At 70.8% G+C, this 17,859-nt stretch carries 17 protein-coding genes; 6 read left to right on the forward strand and 11 right to left on the reverse strand.

Going from position 1 to position 17,859, the window contains the following annotated elements:
- Positions 1-4: 4 nt before the first annotated feature.
- The 10 genes from JJ683_RS10155 to JJ683_RS10200 form a co-directional block, all read right to left on the reverse strand.
- A complete protein-coding gene (locus JJ683_RS10155; protein ID WP_200173756.1) occupies positions 5-2,467 on the reverse strand; it encodes an NADH-quinone oxidoreductase subunit G in 2,463 nt (820 codons plus the stop codon).
- The gene (nuoF, locus tag JJ683_RS10160) at positions 2,464-4,653 is read right to left on the reverse strand and encodes an NADH-quinone oxidoreductase subunit NuoF (RefSeq protein WP_372435281.1); all 2,190 of its coding nucleotides are present in this window, start codon (positions 4,651-4,653) and stop codon (positions 2,464-2,466) included. The genes JJ683_RS10155 and nuoF overlap by 4 nt, the downstream gene beginning before the upstream one ends.
- Complete coding sequence (locus tag JJ683_RS10165; protein WP_200173758.1) at positions 4,650-5,960, reverse strand: NADH dehydrogenase (quinone) subunit D; 1,311 nt, start codon at positions 5,958-5,960, stop codon at positions 4,650-4,652. The genes nuoF and JJ683_RS10165 overlap by 4 nt, the downstream gene beginning before the upstream one ends.
- Complete coding sequence (locus JJ683_RS10170) at positions 5,960-6,655, reverse strand: NADH-quinone oxidoreductase subunit C (protein WP_200173761.1); 696 nt, start codon at positions 6,653-6,655, stop codon at positions 5,960-5,962. Before JJ683_RS10170 ends, JJ683_RS10165 begins: the two co-directional genes overlap by 1 nt.
- Entirely contained in the window at positions 6,652-7,206 is a 555-nt protein-coding gene (locus JJ683_RS10175) for a NuoB/complex I 20 kDa subunit family protein (RefSeq protein WP_200173763.1), read from the reverse strand. Before JJ683_RS10175 ends, JJ683_RS10170 begins: the two co-directional genes overlap by 4 nt.
- A gap of 31 nt (positions 7,207-7,237) precedes the next feature.
- Complete coding sequence (locus JJ683_RS10180) at positions 7,238-7,615, reverse strand: NADH-quinone oxidoreductase subunit A (protein WP_200173767.1); 378 nt, start codon at positions 7,613-7,615, stop codon at positions 7,238-7,240.
- Positions 7,616-7,834: 219 nt separating this feature from the next.
- Positions 7,835-8,221 (reverse strand): hypothetical protein, encoded by a 387-nt coding sequence (locus tag JJ683_RS10185; RefSeq protein ID WP_200173834.1) that lies wholly within the window; start codon positions 8,219-8,221, stop codon positions 7,835-7,837.
- A gap of 174 nt (positions 8,222-8,395) precedes the next feature.
- Positions 8,396-9,748 (reverse strand): glutaminase, encoded by a 1,353-nt coding sequence (locus JJ683_RS10190; protein WP_200173769.1) that lies wholly within the window; start codon positions 9,746-9,748, stop codon positions 8,396-8,398.
- Between the two features lie 71 nt (positions 9,749-9,819).
- Entirely contained in the window at positions 9,820-10,290 is a 471-nt protein-coding gene (locus JJ683_RS10195) for a nucleoside deaminase (protein ID WP_372435282.1), read from the reverse strand.
- Positions 10,291-10,338: 48 nt separating this feature from the next.
- Entirely contained in the window at positions 10,339-12,354 is a 2,016-nt protein-coding gene (locus JJ683_RS10200; protein ID WP_200173773.1) for an ATP-binding cassette domain-containing protein, read from the reverse strand.
- A gap of 116 nt (positions 12,355-12,470) precedes the next feature.
- Here JJ683_RS10200 and JJ683_RS10205 point away from each other — a divergent pair, with 116 nt between their 5' ends.
- Complete coding sequence (locus JJ683_RS10205; protein ID WP_200173775.1) at positions 12,471-13,067, forward strand: histone deacetylase; 597 nt, start codon at positions 12,471-12,473, stop codon at positions 13,065-13,067.
- A gap of 39 nt (positions 13,068-13,106) precedes the next feature.
- A complete protein-coding gene (locus tag JJ683_RS10210; protein WP_200173777.1) occupies positions 13,107-13,841 on the forward strand; it encodes a PIG-L deacetylase family protein in 735 nt (244 codons plus the stop codon).
- A 25-nt stretch (positions 13,842-13,866) separates the two neighbouring features.
- Here JJ683_RS10210 and JJ683_RS10215 read toward each other — a convergent pair whose 3' ends face one another.
- Positions 13,867-14,166 carry a thiamine-binding protein gene (locus JJ683_RS10215; protein WP_200173779.1) on the reverse strand — a complete coding sequence of 100 codons (300 nt, stop codon included), beginning with the start codon at positions 14,164-14,166 and terminating at the stop codon, positions 13,867-13,869.
- A gap of 111 nt (positions 14,167-14,277) precedes the next feature.
- On the opposite strand from JJ683_RS10215, the gene JJ683_RS10220 reads away from it, so the two are divergent.
- From JJ683_RS10220 to JJ683_RS10235, 4 genes are all read left to right on the forward strand, one after another.
- Positions 14,278-14,694: a VOC family protein gene (locus JJ683_RS10220; RefSeq protein ID WP_200173781.1), complete on the forward strand. Its 417-nt coding sequence runs from the start codon at positions 14,278-14,280 to the stop codon at positions 14,692-14,694.
- 227 nt (positions 14,695-14,921) lie between these two features.
- Positions 14,922-15,950: a heme/hemin ABC transporter substrate-binding protein gene (locus JJ683_RS10225; RefSeq protein WP_200173783.1), complete on the forward strand. Its 1,029-nt coding sequence runs from the start codon at positions 14,922-14,924 to the stop codon at positions 15,948-15,950.
- Positions 15,947-17,059 carry a FecCD family ABC transporter permease gene (locus JJ683_RS10230; RefSeq protein WP_200173785.1) on the forward strand — a complete coding sequence of 371 codons (1,113 nt, stop codon included), beginning with the start codon at positions 15,947-15,949 and terminating at the stop codon, positions 17,057-17,059. Before JJ683_RS10225 ends, JJ683_RS10230 begins: the two co-directional genes overlap by 4 nt.
- Entirely contained in the window at positions 17,056-17,820 is a 765-nt protein-coding gene (locus JJ683_RS10235; RefSeq protein ID WP_200173787.1) for a heme ABC transporter ATP-binding protein, read from the forward strand. Before JJ683_RS10230 ends, JJ683_RS10235 begins: the two co-directional genes overlap by 4 nt.
- Positions 17,821-17,859: the final 39 nt, after the last annotated feature.

Below are 17,859 nucleotides of genomic sequence, written 5' to 3' on the forward strand. Positions count from 1 at the left end.
ATGGTCACCCCGCACCACCCCTCTCGATCCCGACGACGCTGCCGGACGCTGCGCCCAGCACGGAGTAGACGGCGCTGCCGGGCGAGTTCATCGGCAGCCATACGGTGCGGTCGGGCATCGCGGTCACCACCAACGGCAGTGTCACCGCACCCCGCGGCGTCGTCACCGTCACCGCACCGCCGTCGGACGCGCCTATCTCCTGCGCCGTGGCCGCAGACAATCGGACCACCGGCCGGCGTGCGGTGGCTGCGAGGTTGGGGCGCCCGTCCTGCATCGCTCCCCGGTCGAGCAGCATCCGCCACGTCGACAGCACCGCCTGACCGGCTGCCGGCGCGCCGACTCCACGCCCGGCCCCGTCCCCACTCGCCCGCGCAGTGGTCGACGGGCCGGCCCCAGGCCCCGCAGAGCCCTGCTTCCCGTTGCCCTGCGCAGCGGTGCCCAGGTACGCGATCTCGGCGCGCGCGGCATCCAGGTGAGGCAGTCCCAGATCGACACCCATCCGGCCGGCGAGGACGTGCAGGATCCGCAGGTCGGAGAGCAGTCCCGGCTCCGGAAGCGCCGCGTCGAAGGGCCGGCCGCGGCCCTCCCAATCGAGGAACGTTCCCGCCTTGTTCTGCACGGGCGCGACTGGCAGCACCACGTTCGCGGCGTCGGTCACCGCGGTGCGCCGCATTTCCAGGCTCACCACGAATCCGCACCGCGCCAGCGCCCCACGCGCGCCCCGCGCGTCCGGCAGGTCGTCGGGGTCCACGCCGCCCACCAGCAGCGCGTCGACGTCGCCGGCGTGTACCGCTGCGAGGATCCCGGCCGTGTCCCGGCCCGGACCGGCGGGAAGATCGGGGATTCCCCACGTCTCCGCCACCCGCCGGCGGTGTTCGGGCTCGGCCAGCCGACGGCCGCCTGGGAGCAACCCCGGCATGGTTCCCGCCTCGACGCCGCCGCGTTCACCCGCGCGCCGCGGTATCCACGCGAGACGCGCGCCCGTGGCATCGGCCAGACGACGGGCGGCGGTGAAGGCGCCCTTCGCCGACGCCAGCCGCTCGCCGGCGAGGATCACAGCTCCCGGGCGGCGCAGCAGCGTGCCGACATCGTCATAGGCGCCCGCCGCGATGCCGTCGAGCACGACGGGTTCGTGGCCGGGGACCGTCTCGAGCAGCCGCCCGTTCATCCTCCGCAGCCCGGCCGAGGCGAACGGCGCGAGCGAGTAGACCGGCATGCGCCGCGTGCGGGCCGCCTTGCGCAGCCGCAGGTACACGATGGGCGATTCCTCTTCCGGCTCGAAGCCCGCGAGCACCACCACGGGTGCCGCGGCCAGGTCGGCGTAGGTGACCTCGAGTCGGCGTCCGGCGACGCATTGCGCCAGGAAGCCCGCCTCCTCGTCGCTGTGCACGCGCACCCTGTGGTCGATGTCGTCGGTGCCCAGCACCACCCGGGCGAACTTGGCGTAGGCGTAGGCGTCCTCCCACGTGCTGCGCCCGCCCACGAGCACGCCCGGGGCCGCCGCCTCTGCGAGGCCCCGGGCCGCGGCGCGCACTGCCGCCGGCCAGGAGGCGGGGGCCGGTTCTCCGTCGTCTCCGCGCACCAACGGGACGGTGATCCTGTTCGGCTCCGCGGTGTAGGCGAAGGCGAACCGGCCCTTGTCGCAGTTCCATTCCTCGTTGACGTCCGGGTCCTCGCCGGCGTACCGGCGCAGGACGGTGCCGCGCCGGTGGTCGGTGCGCTGCGCGCAGCCCGACGCGCAGTGTTCGCACGCCGACGGCGTGGACACGAGGTCGAAGGGGCGCGACCGGAATCGGTAGTCCACGTCGGTGAGCGCCCCGACGGGGCAGATCTGCACGGTGTTGCCGGAGAAGTACGACTCCAGCGGCTGCTTGCCGTACACCCCCACCTGCTGCAGCGCACCCCGTTCGAGCATGTCGATGAACGGGTCGCCCGCGATTTGTTCGGAGAACCGCGTGCACCGTGCGCACAGCACGCAGCGTTCGCGGTCCAGGAGGATTTGTGCGGACAGGTTGATCGGCTTCGGATACTCGCGCTTGACCAGGCCGAAGCGGGTCTCCGGGTCGCCGTGCTCCAGCGCCTGGTTCTGCAGCGGGCACTCGCCGCCCTTGTCGCAGACCGGACAGTCCAGCGGGTGGTTGATCAGTAGGAACTCGATCACCCCGCGCTGCGCCTTGTCCGCCACCGGCGAGGTCTCCTGCGTGTGCACCACCATGCCGTCGGTGGCCACGGTGGTGCACGACGCGAGTGGTTTGCGCTGCCCCTCCACCTCCACCAAGCATTGGCGGCAGGCCCCGACCGGGTCCAGGAGCGGGTGGTCGCAGAACCGCGGGATCTCGACCCCGATGCTCTCGGCCGCGCGGATCACCAGCGTGCCCTTCGGCACAGTCAGCTCGCGGCCGTCGATGGTGAAGGTGACCATGGGAGTGCGGGCTGCGCCGCCCGCGCCGTCGTGTGGTGCCGTCATGCCCGGTCACCCCCGCCGTAGACCGTCGCGTCGGCCGGGTCGTACGGGCAACCGCCGTGCGTGAGGTGTGCGATGTACTCGTCCCGGAAATACTGGATCGACGAGGTGATGGGGCTGGTGGCGCCGTCGCCCAGCGCGCAGAACGCGCGGCCGAGGATGTTGTCGGACAGGTCCAGCAAAGTGTCCAGGTCCTCCTCCGTGCCGCGTCCGGCCTCGAGCCGCTCCATCAGCTGCACCAGCCAATAGGTGCCCTCCCGGCACGGCGTGCACTTGCCGCAGGACTCGTGTTTGTAGAACTCCGACCAGCGCAGGACGGTGCGCAGCACGCACGTGGTGTCGTCGAAGATCTGCAGCGCCTTGGTGCCCAGCATCGAACCGGCCGCCGCCATGCCCTCGTAGTCCAGCGGCAGGTCCAGGTGTTCGGCGGTGAGGATCGGCGTGGACGATCCTCCAGGGGTGAAGAACTTGAGCCGGCGGCCTTCCCGAACGCCGCCCGCGTAGTCGAGCAACTCGCGCAGGGTGATGCCCATCGGCGCCTCGTATTGCCCCGGCCGCACCACGTGGCCGGACAACGAGTACAGCGTGAAGCCGGGCGACTTCTCGCTGCCCATGGAACGGAACCAGTCGACGCCGCGGCGCAGGATCGCCGGTACCGACGCGATGGACTCGGCGTTGTTGACGACGGTGGGGCACGCGTACAACCCCTCCACGGCGGGGAACGGCGGGCGCAGCCGCGGTTGGCCGCGCTTGCCCTCGAGCGAGTCGAGCAGTGCGGTCTCCTCGCCGCAGATGTACGCGCCGGCACCGGCGTGCACCATCAGCTCCAGGTCGAAGCCGCTGCCGAGGATGTCGCGGCCGAGATATCCGGCCCGGTAGGCCTCGTCTACGGCCGCCCGCAGGCGGCGCAGCACCGGCACCACCTCGCCGCGCAGATAGATGATCGCGCGCTGCGCGCGGAACGCGTAGCAGGAGATGACCGCCCCCTCCACCAGGGCATGCGGGTTGGCCAGCATCATCGGAATGTCCTTGCACGTGCCCGGCTCGGACTCGTCGGCGTTGACCACCAGGTAATGCGGCTTGGTGCGGCCGTCCGGGCCGGGGCCCTGGGGGATGAACGACCACTTGCGGCCGGTGGGGAACCCCGCGCCGCCGCGCCCGCGGAGGCCCGAGTCGCTCACCGTCGTGACGACCTCGTCGGGCGTCATCGCCAGGGCGGCGCGCAGGCCCTCATACCCCCCGCGCTCCCGGTAGCCGTCCAGCGTCCACGGGGCCTCGTCGTCCCAGCCCTCGCTGAGCACCGGCGTCAGGCTCGTCGTCCCTGCACCGTCGCCGCCGCTGGTCAGCCGGAGCCCGGCCACGGACGCGTGCCCGGCGGCGCCGCCCGCCGCGAGGGCGCCGGGCCGCTCATCGTCGAACCCGGCGAGCGTGCGGCAGGTGGCGCGGAAGTCGCCCAGCCGCGCACCGCGCGTAGGGGTCACGGTCTCGCCCGCACGGAGCCTGTCGACCACGTCGATCGCGGACCGCGGCGTCTGGTCGTCGAAAAACTCCCAGTTGACCATCATCACGGGGGCGAAATCGCAGGCCGCGTTGCATTCGATGGGTTCGACGGTGACGGCGCCGTCGTCCGTGGTGTCGTCAGGGCCCACGCCTACTCCGAGGTGCCGCCGCAGTGCCGCGAGGATCTCGTCGCCGCCCAGCGTGGCGCACAGCGCGTTGGTGCACACGCCCACGTGATAGGTGCCGGTGGGGTTGCGGCGGTACATCGAGTAGAAGCTCGCCACCGCGGTGACCTCCGCCGTGGTCAGACTCAGGTGACGCGCGCAGAACTCGATGCCCGCCGGCGTGAGGTAGCCGTCCTGGGACTGGACCAGGTGCAGCAGTGGGATGAGCGCCGAACGCTCGGGCACGATGCCGCCCTCTGGGTCCGCGGCGGAAGGGTCGGCGTAGCGGGCGATGATCGTCGCGGCGTCCTCGTCGAGCCGCTGCAGGGTGTCCGCGTCGTAGCTTTCGCGCGCACCCGGCTTGACCAGCCGGCCGTCCTCGGAGGCCGCGCGCCCGATACGGACGGGCACCGGCCCGCTCATCGGCGCGGAGCCGCTGGCATAGGAGCTGCGTTCCGGGGCCGCGGCGCCCGCCGGCGCCGCGGCCCCGGAACGGTCCACGTAGGACCGGTGCTGGATCGTCATCGGTCCACACCCCCCATCACCGGATCGATGCTGGCGACGGATGCGATGACGTCGGAGACCATCCCGCCTTCGCACATCGCCGCCACCGCTTGGAGATTGGTGAACGACGGGTCGCGGAAGTGCACCCGGTACGGGCGGGAGCCGCCGTCGGAGACCATGTGCACGCCCAGCTCGCCGCGCGGCGACTCCACCGCCGTGTACACCTGCCCCGCGGGAACCCGGAACCCCTCCGTCACCAGTTTGAAATGGTGGATCAGGCCCTCCATCGACGACTCCATGATGTGCCGCACGTGCTCGCGGGACTGGCCGATGCCGTCGTCGCCCACCTGCAGGTCGGCGGGCCACGCCAGCTTCTTGTCCTCGATCATCACCGGCCCCGGGCGCAGTCGGTCCAGGCACTGCTCGATGATCTTGAGCGACTCGCGCATCTCGCCGATGCGGATCAGGTACCGGCCGAAGCAGTCGCAGCCGCGGTCGGTCACCGTCTCGAACTCGTAGTCCTCGTACCCGCAGTAGGGCTCGCTGCGGCGGAGGTCGTGCGGCAGCCCCGTCGACCGCAGCACCGGCCCGGTGATGCCGAGCGCCATGCACCCGGCCAGGTCCAGGTATCCGATGCCCTCGTTGCGGCCGCGCCAGATGGGATTGTCGGTAAGCAGCTTCTCGAGCTGATCGATCCGGCCGGGAAGCGTCTCTATGAGCCGGCGGATCAGGGGCACTGCGGATTCCGGCATGTCCCGGCCGACCCCGCCCGGGCGGATGTAGTTGTGGTTCATCCGCAGGCCGGTGATCTCCTCGAAGACGTCCATGACCAGCTCGCGTTCACGGAACCCGAAGACCATGACCGTCACCGCGCCCATCTCCATGCCCGCGGTGCCCAGCGCCACCATGTGCGAGGAGATCCGGTTGAGCTCCATGAGCAGCACCCGCAGCACGTTCGCGCGCTCGGGGATGTCGCCGGAGACGCCGAGGAGCTTCTCCACCCCCAGGCAGTAGGCGGCCTCATTGAACAGCGGCGACAGGTAGTCCATGCGGGTGACGAAGGTGACGCCCTGGGTCCAGTTCCGGAACTCGAGGTTCTTCTCGATTCCGGTGTGCAGGTACCCGATACCGCACCGCGCCTCCACGACCGTCTCACCGTCGAGCTCGAGGATCAGCCGCAGCACGCCGTGCGTGGACGGGTGCTGTGGGCCCATGTTCACCACGATGTGCTCGTCGCCGGAGTCGCGGATCGCGTTCGCCACCTCGTCCCAGTCCCCGCCGGCGGACGTGAAAGGACCGGACCTGTGCGTGGTCGCCCCGTCGGACATCAGTTGTAGGACCTCCTCGACTCGGGCGGCGGGATCTGCGCGCCGTGGTATTCGACGGGGATGCCGCCCAGCGGGTAGTCCTTGCGCTGCGGGTACCCCTCCCAGTCGTCGGGCATCTCGATCCGGGTCAGGGCGGGGTGCCCGTCGAAGATCAGGCCGAAGAAGTCGTAGGTCTCGCGTTCGTGCCAGTCGGTGGTGGGATAGACGCCCGTCAGCGTGGGCACGTGCGGGTCGGAATCGGGCGCCTCCACCTCCAGGCGCACCCGCCGGCCCAGAGTGATGGACAACAGGTGGTACACGGCGTGCAGCTCTCGCCCTGCCTGCTCCGGGTGATGCACGCCGGACACTCCCAAGCACAGCTCGAACCGCAGGGCCGGGTCGTCCCGCAGCAGCTGCGCCACCAGCGGCAGGTGATCGCGGCGCACGTACAACGTCAGCTCGTCGAACACCGTCGTCACGGCCTCCACCGCGTCGTCGAAGGCGCCTCCCACATGCTCGAGACCCGCGGCGAGCGCATCGGCCGCGTCGTCGAACCACCGGCCGTACGGGCGCCGGGCCGCGGGCGGCGCCGGCACCCTGCGCACCAACCGCCCGTAGCCGGAGGTGTCGCCGGACCCGCGCACGCCGAACAGTCCGCGGCGTTCGGCCCCGATGCCTCCGCCGGTCGCGCCGCCCGGCAGCCGCCCGCCGGTCAACGCAGCTTTCCCTTCAGGTCGAGCGTGGTGGGCGAGGCGAGCGCCGCCTCCTCTGCGGCCCGCACCGCTTGCTCGCGGTGGACGCCCAACGGCATGCGGCCGATCTGCTCGTGCAGCGTGATGATGGCGTTGAGCAGCATCTCGGGGCGCGGCGGGCAGCCCGGCAGGTAGATGTCGACGGGAACCACGTGGTCGACGCCCTGCACGATGGCGTAGTTGTTGAACATCCCGCCCGACGAGGCGCACACGCCCATCGACAGCACCCACTTGGGCTCGGGCATCTGGTCGTACACCTGCCGGAGCACCGGGGCCATCTTCTGGCTGACCCGCCCGGCGACGATCATCAGGTCCGCTTGCCGGGGCGATGCACGGAACGGCTCCATGCCGAAGCGGGCGATGTCGAAGCGGCCGGCCGCGGTGCCCATCATCTCGATGGCGCAGCACGCCAGCCCGAACGTCGCCGGCCACAGCGAGCCCTTGCGCGCATAGCCCGCCACCGCCTCGACGGTCGACAACAGGATTCCGCTGGGCAACTGTTCCTCGAGTCCCATCAGCCGACGCCTCCGTCCTTTCCCGTTCCGCTCACGCCCACTTGAGCCCTCCGCGCCGCCATTCGTACGCGTAAGCCACCGAGACGTTGACGACGAACAGCGCCATCGCGGCGAGCCCGAAGTACCCGAGCGCGTCGAAGTGCACCGCCCACGGGTAGAGGAAGACGATCTCGATGTCGAAGATGATGAAGAGCATGGCCGTCAGATAGAACTTCACCGACACCCGCTGGCCGGCCGCCGCGCCCGGCTCGCCCGACTGGTGCGCGAGGGGGTCGATGCCGCACTCGTAGGCCTCCAGCTTGGCCCGGTTGTAGCGCCGCGGGCCGATGAAGGACGCCACGCCCACCGAGAACACCGCGAAGGCGAGCGCGATGGCCCCGATCACGAAGATCGGCACGTATGCGTTCATCGTCCGACAGCTCCTCTCGCTCCGCCGCAACCCACCGGAAACGCCTATGCCGCACTCGAATTCATCCCCTGAGCGGATCCGCGTCCGCACGGACAGGATTGCGCGGGATGCGGATCAGCCCTGTGACCCAGGACTCTTCTGTGACGTGGAACTCACCCTACTCACGAACCCTGCCGACGTGTTTCGTTTTCCACGGCACGGCGTGTGGGGGGCGCCGGATCAGCCGGCCTCGGAACCGACCATCGAGCGGAGCAGACGCAGCGCCTCATCCGCGACGTCGAACGGGTCCAGCGGGTGCACCACTGCCGCCTCCGCATGCGACCACTCGGCGAGCCATGCATCGGCACGTCGCCCCAGCAACACCAGCACGGGCGGACACTGATCGATCTCATCTTTGAGCTGACGCGCCAGGCCGAGCCCGCCTGCCGGCGACGCCTCGCCGTCGAGGATCACCACGTCGATGCCGCCCGCGTCCAGGTACCGGAGCACCATGGGTGCTGTGGCGACCTCAAGGAACGCCACCTCGGGCAGGTTGGGCGACGGCCGGGTGCCGATCGCATCCACGACCGCGGCGCGCGTGGAGTGGTCGCTGCTGTACACCAGCACGCGGGCGGGGCGCCGGCCGGGAGCCGCATCCGTCCCGCCGCGGGCGGAGGGCCGTGCGGCGCGCTTCCACTTCACGCCGCCGATGCTACCCACGGGGCACGGCCCGCCGGGCCGAATTCCGAAACCGGCGGAGGCCCTCGTCATTCCTCGGCGGCGCGCCGTGCGATCCCCCGGCTATTCCACCGTGGTGACGTCGGGTGTCGGAGTGTCCACGCTGGGGCTCGTGTAAAAGGCCGGCACGCGCAGGGCCTCCTCCCCCACGATCCCCGCGAGCGAATCCACCACGCGCAGCCGCCGCCCGTCGCCGATCACCGGGTCCGCGATCACTCCGTCCGGGTCGATCAGCACGACGGTGCGGCCGTCGTCCTCGAGCCCGCGGGCGATCTCCAGCAGCAGCCTGCGCGCCACCTTGTTGACGGAGTATGCGCGCGAGAGATCCCAGGCCACCGTCGGCGACTCCGGCGGGAACTGTTCAAGGTGCCGCGCGATCCACTCGGCGCCGGCGAACTGGATGGCGCCCTGCAGCGCATAGATGCCCACCCGGCCGCCGTCGGCCGCCGTGACCTCGCCGTCGTCGCGCAGCACCGAGCGGGCCGGCGGCGGAACCGACATCAGGTGCAGGCCCATGTCCTCGGTCATCCGCTCGAACACGCCGATCCCCCGCACGCTGTTGCCGTGCGTATCCAGCGGCGGCGAGAACGTCGCGATCCCCGCCTGGCCGGGCAGCACTCCGATGATGCCGCCGCCCACGCCGCTCTTCGCCGGGATCCCCACGGTCGAGAGCCAATCACCGGCAGAGTCGTACATCCCGCAGGTCGTCATGACCGTGAGCACCTGGCGCACCACGCGCGCCGAGAACACCCGTTCGCCCGTCCTGGGCTGCACCCCGCCATTCGACAGCGTCGCGGCCATGATCGCCAGGTCACGGGTCGTCACCCGCACCGCGCACTGCCGGGTGTAGCCGCGGACCAGCTGCAGCGGCTCCAGATCCACGTTGCCCGCGCTGCGCAGCATGTTGGCCAGCGCACGATTGCGGTACGCGGTCTCCATCTCGGAGTGGTAGACCTGCTCGTCGATCTCCAGCTCACGCCCCGCAAGAGCGGACAGCCCGGCGCGGATCCGCTCCACCCGCGCGTCCACCCCGCCGCCGGGGAGCAGCAGCGCGTGGGTGGCCAGCGCACCGGCATTGATCATGGGGTTCATCGGACGGCCGGTCTCCGGCTCCAGCGACAGCTCGTTGAACGCATCGCCCGACGGCTCCACGTCCACCGCCTCCCACACCGTCTCCGGGCCCAGGTCCTCGAGCGCGAAACCATAGACGAACGGCTTGGAGATCGATTGGATCGTGAACTCCACGTCCGCGTCTCCCGCGCAGTACACGGCGCCGTCCACTGCGGAAAGGCCGACCCCGAACAACGTCGGGTCCGCCTCGGCGAGCTCGGGGATGTACGAGGCGGGCGCGCCGCCTCCGACGGCCGCGCACGATTGCAGGAGCTCGGTCAGGTAGTCGTGGATCGGCGAACGCATGCGCCGAGACTATCGCCCGACACGCGGCTTCAGCAGCGTCCCGCCGACTTCCGACCCTTGTTCCGGGACGGTCACGCGTGCGCGCGGGCGTGCAGGTCCCGGATCTCCCCTGCCAGCTCTTGCACGGGGCCGACGGTGTCGACTCCCGGCGCCACCTGCGCGATCGGCAGAGGCGCCACGGGGGCCGCCGGCACCCCCAGCTCGGCGAGCCACCCGCCGAGCTGCCCGACGGACGTGGCGAAGACGATCCGCCCCAGTCCCACCCAGGCGTGCGCGGCCGCGCACATGGGGCAATGCTCGCCCGAGGTGTACACCGTCGCCGTGGCGCGCTGCGCCGCCGGCAGGTTTCGCGCCGCCCAGCGGGCCAGCGCGAACTCCGGATGCCGGGTGGCGTCGCCGCCCGAAACCCTGTTGCGGTCCTCCGCGAGCACCGCGCCGTCCGCTCCGACGAGCACCGACCCGAACGGCTCGTCGCCGGCGTCCACCGCCTCGGCCGCCAACTGCACGCACCGGCGCAGGTGCCGCAGATCCTCCGCGCTCACGTCCGTCATATCAGCCCCTCGATCACGGATCCGGCAGCATCTTCTGCCTCATCTGCGCCGCATCACCGCAGGCTCCTGCCTGCGCAGCAACCAGTACACCACGCCCCCCGCCGTCACCGACAACGCCGCGAGGATGCCCACGTCCATCACCCACGAGCCCACGTCGGAGGCGAAGAGCGGGTCTTCGCCGAACTTGCCGGGCAGGAGCTCCTGCAGGTGCAGCGTGCCGGCCATCGCGCCGAGCGCCCACCGCGCCGGGACGAACCAGGAGACCTCCGCCAGGCCGGGAATCGAATACAACGGCAGCAGCGCGCCACAGAAGATCACCTGCACGATGGCGATGAGCACCAGCAGCGGCATCGTCACCTCCTCGCGACCCACGAGGGCCGACACCACCAGCCCGCCCATCATCGCGGTGAACGCCAGCGCCGCAGCGACGATCAGCAGCTCCAGGCGCACCTGCCCCCACACGCCGCCGAAGCCCCGCGGGTCCACGTCCACCCCGGCCACGGCGACCGCGGTGAGCACCAGTGCCTGGACGACGCTGATCGTCCCCAGCACCAGCACCTTGGAGGTGAGATACGCGGACCGCGGCAACCCCACCGCGCGTTCACGGCGGTAGATCGGTCTCTCCTTGACCAGCTCGCGCACCGAGTTGGCCGTGCCCGTAAGCACTGCCCCGACGCAGATGATGAGAACCGTGTTCACCGTGTGCTCCGCGTCGAGGGCCCCGCCCGCCAGTGCCCTCGCCATCGCGCCCAGCACTATCGGCAGCACCGCCATGATCGCGAGGAACGTCCGGTCCGACGCGATCGCCGCCGCATAACGAGTGACGAGCGTGCGGACCAGTCCGATCCACCTGCGCACCGTGAGCCTGCGCTCCGGCGCGCCCATCGCGTCGCCCTCCCCTCGCCCCCCGGGGCCGCTCACGTAGCCGGTGTGCATTTCCGAGCCGTGGTACTCCCCCGCCCAGTCGCGCGCCCCGTCGTTCTGGAACGCGTCGAACGCCTCCGGCCACGAGTCGAAGCCGAGGAAACGCAGCGTCTGTTCCGGGGGCCCGTAATACGCCACCCGACCGCCCGGCGCCAACACCAGCAGCCGGTCGCAGAACTGCAGGTTGAGCACGCTGTGCGTCACCACGATGACCGTGCGCCCCTCGTGCGCCAGCTCTGCCAGGAGCATCATCATCGACCGATCCATGCCCGGATCCAGCCCGGACGTCGGCTCGTCCAGCAGTAGCAGCGACGGCTTCGTCAGCAACTCCAACGCGACGCTGACCCGCTTGCGCTGGCCGCCGGAGAGCGTGACTATGCGCTGCTCTTCACGGCCGGCGATGCCGAGAGCGGCGATCACCGCCTCCACCCGTTCATCACGCTCGTCCGCTGTGGTGTCACGCGAGAACCGCAGGCGGGCGGCGAAACCCAGTGCCCGGCGCAGCGGCAGATGCACGTGCAGGATGTCCTGCTGCGGCACGACACCGATGCGGTGGCGCAGTTCCGCATAGTCGCGGTGCAGATCGCGGCCGTCGTAGAGGACGCGCCCCTCGTCCACGTCCAACTGGCCGGTGAGGGCGCTGAGCAGCGTTGATTTTCCCGCACCGCTCGGCCCGATCACGCCCACCAGGCAGCGTTCGGGTACGGGGAAGGAAACGGAGTCCAGCAGCCGGTGCCCGTCGTCCGCGGCGGTGACCACCAGCCCCTCGACCTCCAGCCACACCCCGGCCGAGTCGTCGAACTCCGCCAGGCGCGTGCCGTCGAGGACGAACGTGGCATGTCCGATACCGATGACGTCGCCGTCGCGGACGAGAGCACGATCCACGGGGCCGCCGTTGAGGTAGGTTCCGCCGTCGGTGTGCAGGTCGACGATCTCGTAGCAGATGCCGGAGCCCTCCCCCGGGCGCGGACGCAGCTCGGCGTGCCGGTGGGAGACGGTCAGATCGTCCATCACCACGTCGTTGTCCGTGCCGCGGCCGATCCGCACCCGATCCCCGCCGAGCACGATGACCCGCTCGGGACCGGTCGGCCCAGCGCCCGGGTCAGGATCAGCGCCCGAGCCAGGTTCCATGGTCGAACCTTACGCCCGGCCGCCCGCTCGCCGGGGCCGATGCGCGGGACGCACCGCGCGCCATCGCTGCTCGGCAGTGCCCGCGAGGTCGCGGCCGGCGGGGCACAATGGCGACGATGGCACAGGATCTGATCTGGTACGTCAGCTACGGCTCGAACATGAGCGCCGCCCGGCTGCGGTGCTACCTCGAGGGCGGCCGGCCCCGCGGCGGCCGCGTGGACCACGTGGGCGCACGCGACCGCACCCCGCCGGTGCGCGACGCGGCCGTCACGCTCCCGGGGCGCGTCTACTTCGCGGGCGAATCGCGCACGTGGGGCGGCGGAATGGCCTTCTACGACCATGACGCGGCCGGCCCCACACCGGCCCGGGCCTTCCTGGTCACCGTGGGGCAGTTCGTCGACATCGCCGCGCAGGAGATGCACCGGCGGCCGCAGCCCGACGACCCGCTGGAGGCCGTCGTACTCGCCGGGCTCCCCGGCGGGCGGCACGCATCCGGACCGGGGCACTACGAGACCGTCGTCGAGGTAGGCCGCCTCGACGGCACGCCGATGCTCACCATCACCGCATCGCACGCCTGTGCCACCGTTCCGCATACCGCGCCCGGCGAGCCCTACCTGGCGACCCTCGCGGAGGGCCTGCGCGAGTCACGTGGCTGGTCCCGTGCACGCAGTGACGAGTACTTCCGCATGCGCGTCCCGCAGCGGCCACGCTGATCACTGCCGACGCACCCGCCCCGCCTGTATGTTGAGCCCATGACTGGTCCGCAGACGCCTCTCGAGGTCTTCGACGACGCCGGCCTCCACCGAGTCCTGTGCGTCGTCGCCCATCCCGACGACATGGAGTACGGGGGCTCGGCGGTGGTGGCCGAGTGGAGCTCCCGCGGCGTGGAGGTCGCCTACCTGCTACTCACCGCGGGCGAGGCCGGCATCCGCGACAGGCTGCCGCAGGAGGTCGGGCCCCTGCGCGCCGAAGAACAGCGGGACGCCTGCGCCATCGTGGGCGTGGACGACTTGACCATCCTCGACTTTCCTGACGGGCTCGTGCCTGCCGACCACACCGTGCGCGAAGCCATCGCACGGCGCATCCGCGAGTTCCGGCCGGACGCCATCGTGGGGCAGACCTGGGAGCTGGAACCCGGCTGGGGGCTCAACCACGTGGACCACCGCCACACTGGCATCGCCACCATCGACGCGATCCGCGACGCGGACAATCCGTGGATCTTCCGCGACCAGCTCACCGAAGACGGGCTCGAGCCCTGGTCTACGAAGTGGCTTCTCGTCCCCGGCCCCGGCGCCGCGCACGCCATCCCCCTCAGCGAGGGTTCCGTCGCCAAGGGCATCGCGTCCCTGGAGGCGCACACGGTGTACCTGTCCGCGCTCCCCGGCCACATGGCCCCCGGCGAGATGATCACCGGGATCACCACGGAAGGCGGTGCCGCGGCGGGCGTCGAGCGGGCCCTACCGGTGCGTGCGTTCCGGATGGGGTGACCCGGGATTCTCATCCGCCCCGTGCTCACTCCAGCAGCCGCTCGACCCTGTCCACCTTGCCGTCAAGCTCTCCGGTGCGGCCAGGGCGCAGGTCCGCCTTGAGCACCAGACTCACCCGCGGGCCGTACTCTGCGACCGCGTCGCATGCGCGCTTGACCACGGCCATGCACTCATCCCACTCGCCCTCGAGCGTCGTGAACATGGAGTCGGTGCGGTGCGGGATCCCCGACGCGCGGACGACCCCGATCGCGGCGGCCACCGCCTCGCTCACCGAGCCGTCCTCTGCGTCGCTGACGGTGGGGGCCACGGAGAATGCGAACAACATGCCACCAGGTTACGCACGCGCGGGAACCGCCGGCGATGAGTTCCCGGGCGAGCGCGGGTCCGCATGCACAGCGGGAACTCCCCGTCCGATATGCACCGAGAAAGGCCCGACATGTCCGTGACCAGCAGCACCTACATCAGCTTCCCCGGCAACGCCGCGGAGGCCTTCGTCTATTACCAGGACCTGCTCGGGGGTGAACTGGAGTTGCTCACCTACGGCAGCGCCGACCTCGACGGCCTGCCGTTCACGCCTCCGCCGGAGGCCGTCGCCCACGCCAAGCTCACCGCGGACGCCATCGCGATCAGCGGCGGCGATGCCATGAGCTCGGACCGTCCGCCCCTGCGCTCGGACGTGTACTCGTTCCTGCTCGAGATAGATTCCGCCGACGAAGGCCGGGCGTTCATCGAGCGCGTGACGTCGACGGGCGGCGAGGTCGCGATGCCGTTCGAGGTGGCGCCGTGGGGCGACCTCTATGGACAGGTGGTCGACAAGTTCGGCGTGAAGTGGGCGGTGGTGGCACCGGCATAGCTGCGGCCCCGAGCCGGGGGCTCTTCGGTGCTCGAAGCGGCGTGGAACACCGAAGAGCCGTCGGCCCGGCACGCGGATCGGGCGCTATGCACGGGATACCCCCTTGCCGTGAAGTGATCCATAAGGCAAGCCTTGCCTGAGTTAGGGTACGGTCACATTACCGATTCGGCCGTTCGTCCCATTTCGAGCCGCCGAGTTCCTGTATCCGCGTGTTCCCAGGAGATCTCGTGACCCGAATCCCGTGCCGCCTGACCCTCTCGGCACTTCTGATGGCCCTGATCCTCGCCGTGGCCGGATGCGGTTCCGACACCGCCCAGAGCGCATCGGACGAAGCAGCTGCGGTGGACGCCTCCGGAGCCGGAGGCGTCCAGGGCGCCGGGGTGCCGTCGGTCGATGCACCCGATCCGCAGCTCCCCATCACGTTCACCGGCGACGACGGCGTCGAGATCACCGTGACCAGCCTCGACAGGGTGCTGGTACTCGACGACGCCACCATGGAGATCATGGCCGCGCTGGGCATGGCCGACACGATCGGCATTGCGCCCGAAACCTCGCTGATCGAGGACGTCGCCGCAAACGCCGATGAGCGCATCACCACCGCCGGCCGGGGCAGCCTGACCGTCGAGGGCGTCGTCGCCCTGGAACCGACGCTGGTCATCGGCACCAGCATGCGCCGCCACGGCGAGGTCATCACCGGGCTGCAGGACGCCGGGATCCCGGCCACCTTGATCGACGGCACACAGTTGGCCCCGCAGAAGATCGGCAAAACCGCGGCGGTGCTCGGCGTTCCGGAGGCGGGCGCGCAGCTCGCGGATGCGGTGCAAAAGCAGTTCGACCAGGCCGCAGCCCAGCTCGACGGGGTCACGGAGCGCCCGCGGGTGATGATCCTCTCCTCCAGCGGCGCAGGTGACAGCGGCGCGACGACCGCCGCCGGGCAGCAGACTCCTGCACACCAGGTGATCGTCCAGGCGGGCGGACTCAACACCGGCGCCGAGTCCGGGCTGGACCGCTACCAGTCGATCACCGCCGAGGGCCTGATCGCCGCGGCACCCGAGGTCATCGTCGTGGCCTCCTCGGAGATCGACGACCTCGGCGGCGAGGACGGCATCTGGGGGCACGTCAAGGGCCTGCGCGGCACGCCGGCCGCCCAGTCTGAAACGCTGATCGTGATGGACGACATGCAGCTCAAGGGCGGCGGCATCAGCGCCGGCGTGGGCATTCTCGACCTGCAGTCCAAGCTTCATCAGAACGCATGACGACCGCCGAAAGCGCCGCACCCCGCACCGCCCCGGTCACGGCCGCACGCTTCGATGACGACGGCGAGTCCAAGGGCGTCGTCCGCCGCCCCCGCGGACCGTTGGCGGTCGCGATCGTCGCCACGCTCCTGCTGGCCGGCCTCGTCGCCGGCATCGCGACCGGGCCGCTGGGGCTCGCCCCGCTGGACGTCATCGACATCCTCGCCGCGAAGATCGGCATCGGCGACGCCGCAGAGCATTCGGTCGCCGAGGTCAACGTCGTCTGGGAAATCCGCTTCCCCCGCGTGCTGCTGGCCGCCATGGTCGGATCGGCGCTGGCCATCTCCGGCGCGGCGCTGCAGGGACTGTTCGGCAATTCGCTGGCCGACCCCGGCATCATCGGCGTCACCGCCGGGGCATCCTTGGGCGCGATCACCGCCATCGTGCTGGGCCTGACCGTCCTCGGCACGTGGACCGTGCCCGGCATGGCGTTCTTGTTCGGCCTGATGACCACCGGGCTGATCTACGTCCTCGCGCGTCCCGGCAAAGGCCGGGGCACCGTCCAGTTGCTGCTCGTGGGCATCGCGATCACGGCGATCGCGGGCTCCGCCAACGGCTTCTTCACCTACATCGCGGACACCACCGAGCTCGAGTCGATCACCTACTGGTCGATGGGGTCGCTCAACCGCGCGTCGTGGTCGACCATGCTCGCCGCACTTCCTCTCTACGTCGTCGGGGTGACGGTGATGCTGAGTCTGGCCAGGCCGCTGGACGTCCTCGCGCTCGGCGAACGGCAGGCGCACCATGTGGGCCTGCACGTCAAGCGCACCCGGATCCTGCTCATCGTCGCCACGGCACTGGTGGTGGGCGCCGCGGTGGCACTCGCCGGCTCGATCGGCTTCGTCGGCCTCGTCGTCCCCCACATCGTGCGCCTCCTGATCGGTCCCGGGCACCGGTGGCTGCTGCCGATCTCGGCGCTGGGCGGCGCACTGATGCTCGTGGTGGCCGACATCGGCGCGCGCACGCTCAACCCCCCGTCGGAGGTGCCGATCGGCTTGTTCACCGGCCTCGTCGGCGGACCGTTCTTCCTGTGGCTGCTGTTCCGTCGACGAAGCGAGATGCGCGCATGACCGGTCTGCTCAGCGCCACCGGGGTCGACGTGATGCTCGGCGGCAACCACATCCTCAAAGGACTCGACATCGATGTCGAAGCGGGACGACTCACGTCTCTGATCGGCCCGAACGGCGCCGGCAAGTCGACGGTGTTCGCCACGCTGTCGGGGGACCTGGAGCCCACTCGCGGCCAGGTGCTGCTCGACGGTGCGCCGGTGCGATCGTACCGTCCGCGCCAGCTTGCCCTGCGCAGGGCGGTGCTGCCGCAGGACCATCTGGTGCGGTTCTCGTACTCGGTCGAGGAGGTCGTCCACCTCGCCCGGCTCTCGCATCCCACCGACCCGGAAACGGATGACAGGATCGTCGCACAGAGCATGGAGGCCGCCGAGGTGGGCCACATGCGCCGTCGCGACGTGCAGACCCTGTCCGGCGGTGAGATGGCCCGGACCGCGTTCGCCCGCACCCTGGCCCAGACCACTCCCGTCGTGCTGCTCGACGAGCCGACCGCCGCCCTCGACCTGCGCCACCAGGAGGCGGTGCTGCGGCACGCGCGCCGGCTCCGCGACGATGGCGCCTGCGTCGTCGTCGTGCTGCACGACCTGAACCTCGCGTCCGCCTACTCCGATCGTGTCGTCATGCTCCACGGCGGCGTGGTCGTCGCCGACGGACCGCCCCGCGCGGTGTTCACCGCACGCCGGATCAAGGAGGTCTACCGGCAGGAGGTACTCGTCACCGACCACCCGACCCGCGACTGCCCGATGATCGTGACCATCGACTGAGCCCGAGTGCACGCCCCTTCCCCCTGGAGGCGCATGGCC

The organism is Tomitella cavernea (assembly GCF_016599145.1).
Lineage (GTDB): Bacteria > Actinomycetota > Actinomycetes > Mycobacteriales > Mycobacteriaceae > Tomitella > Tomitella cavernae.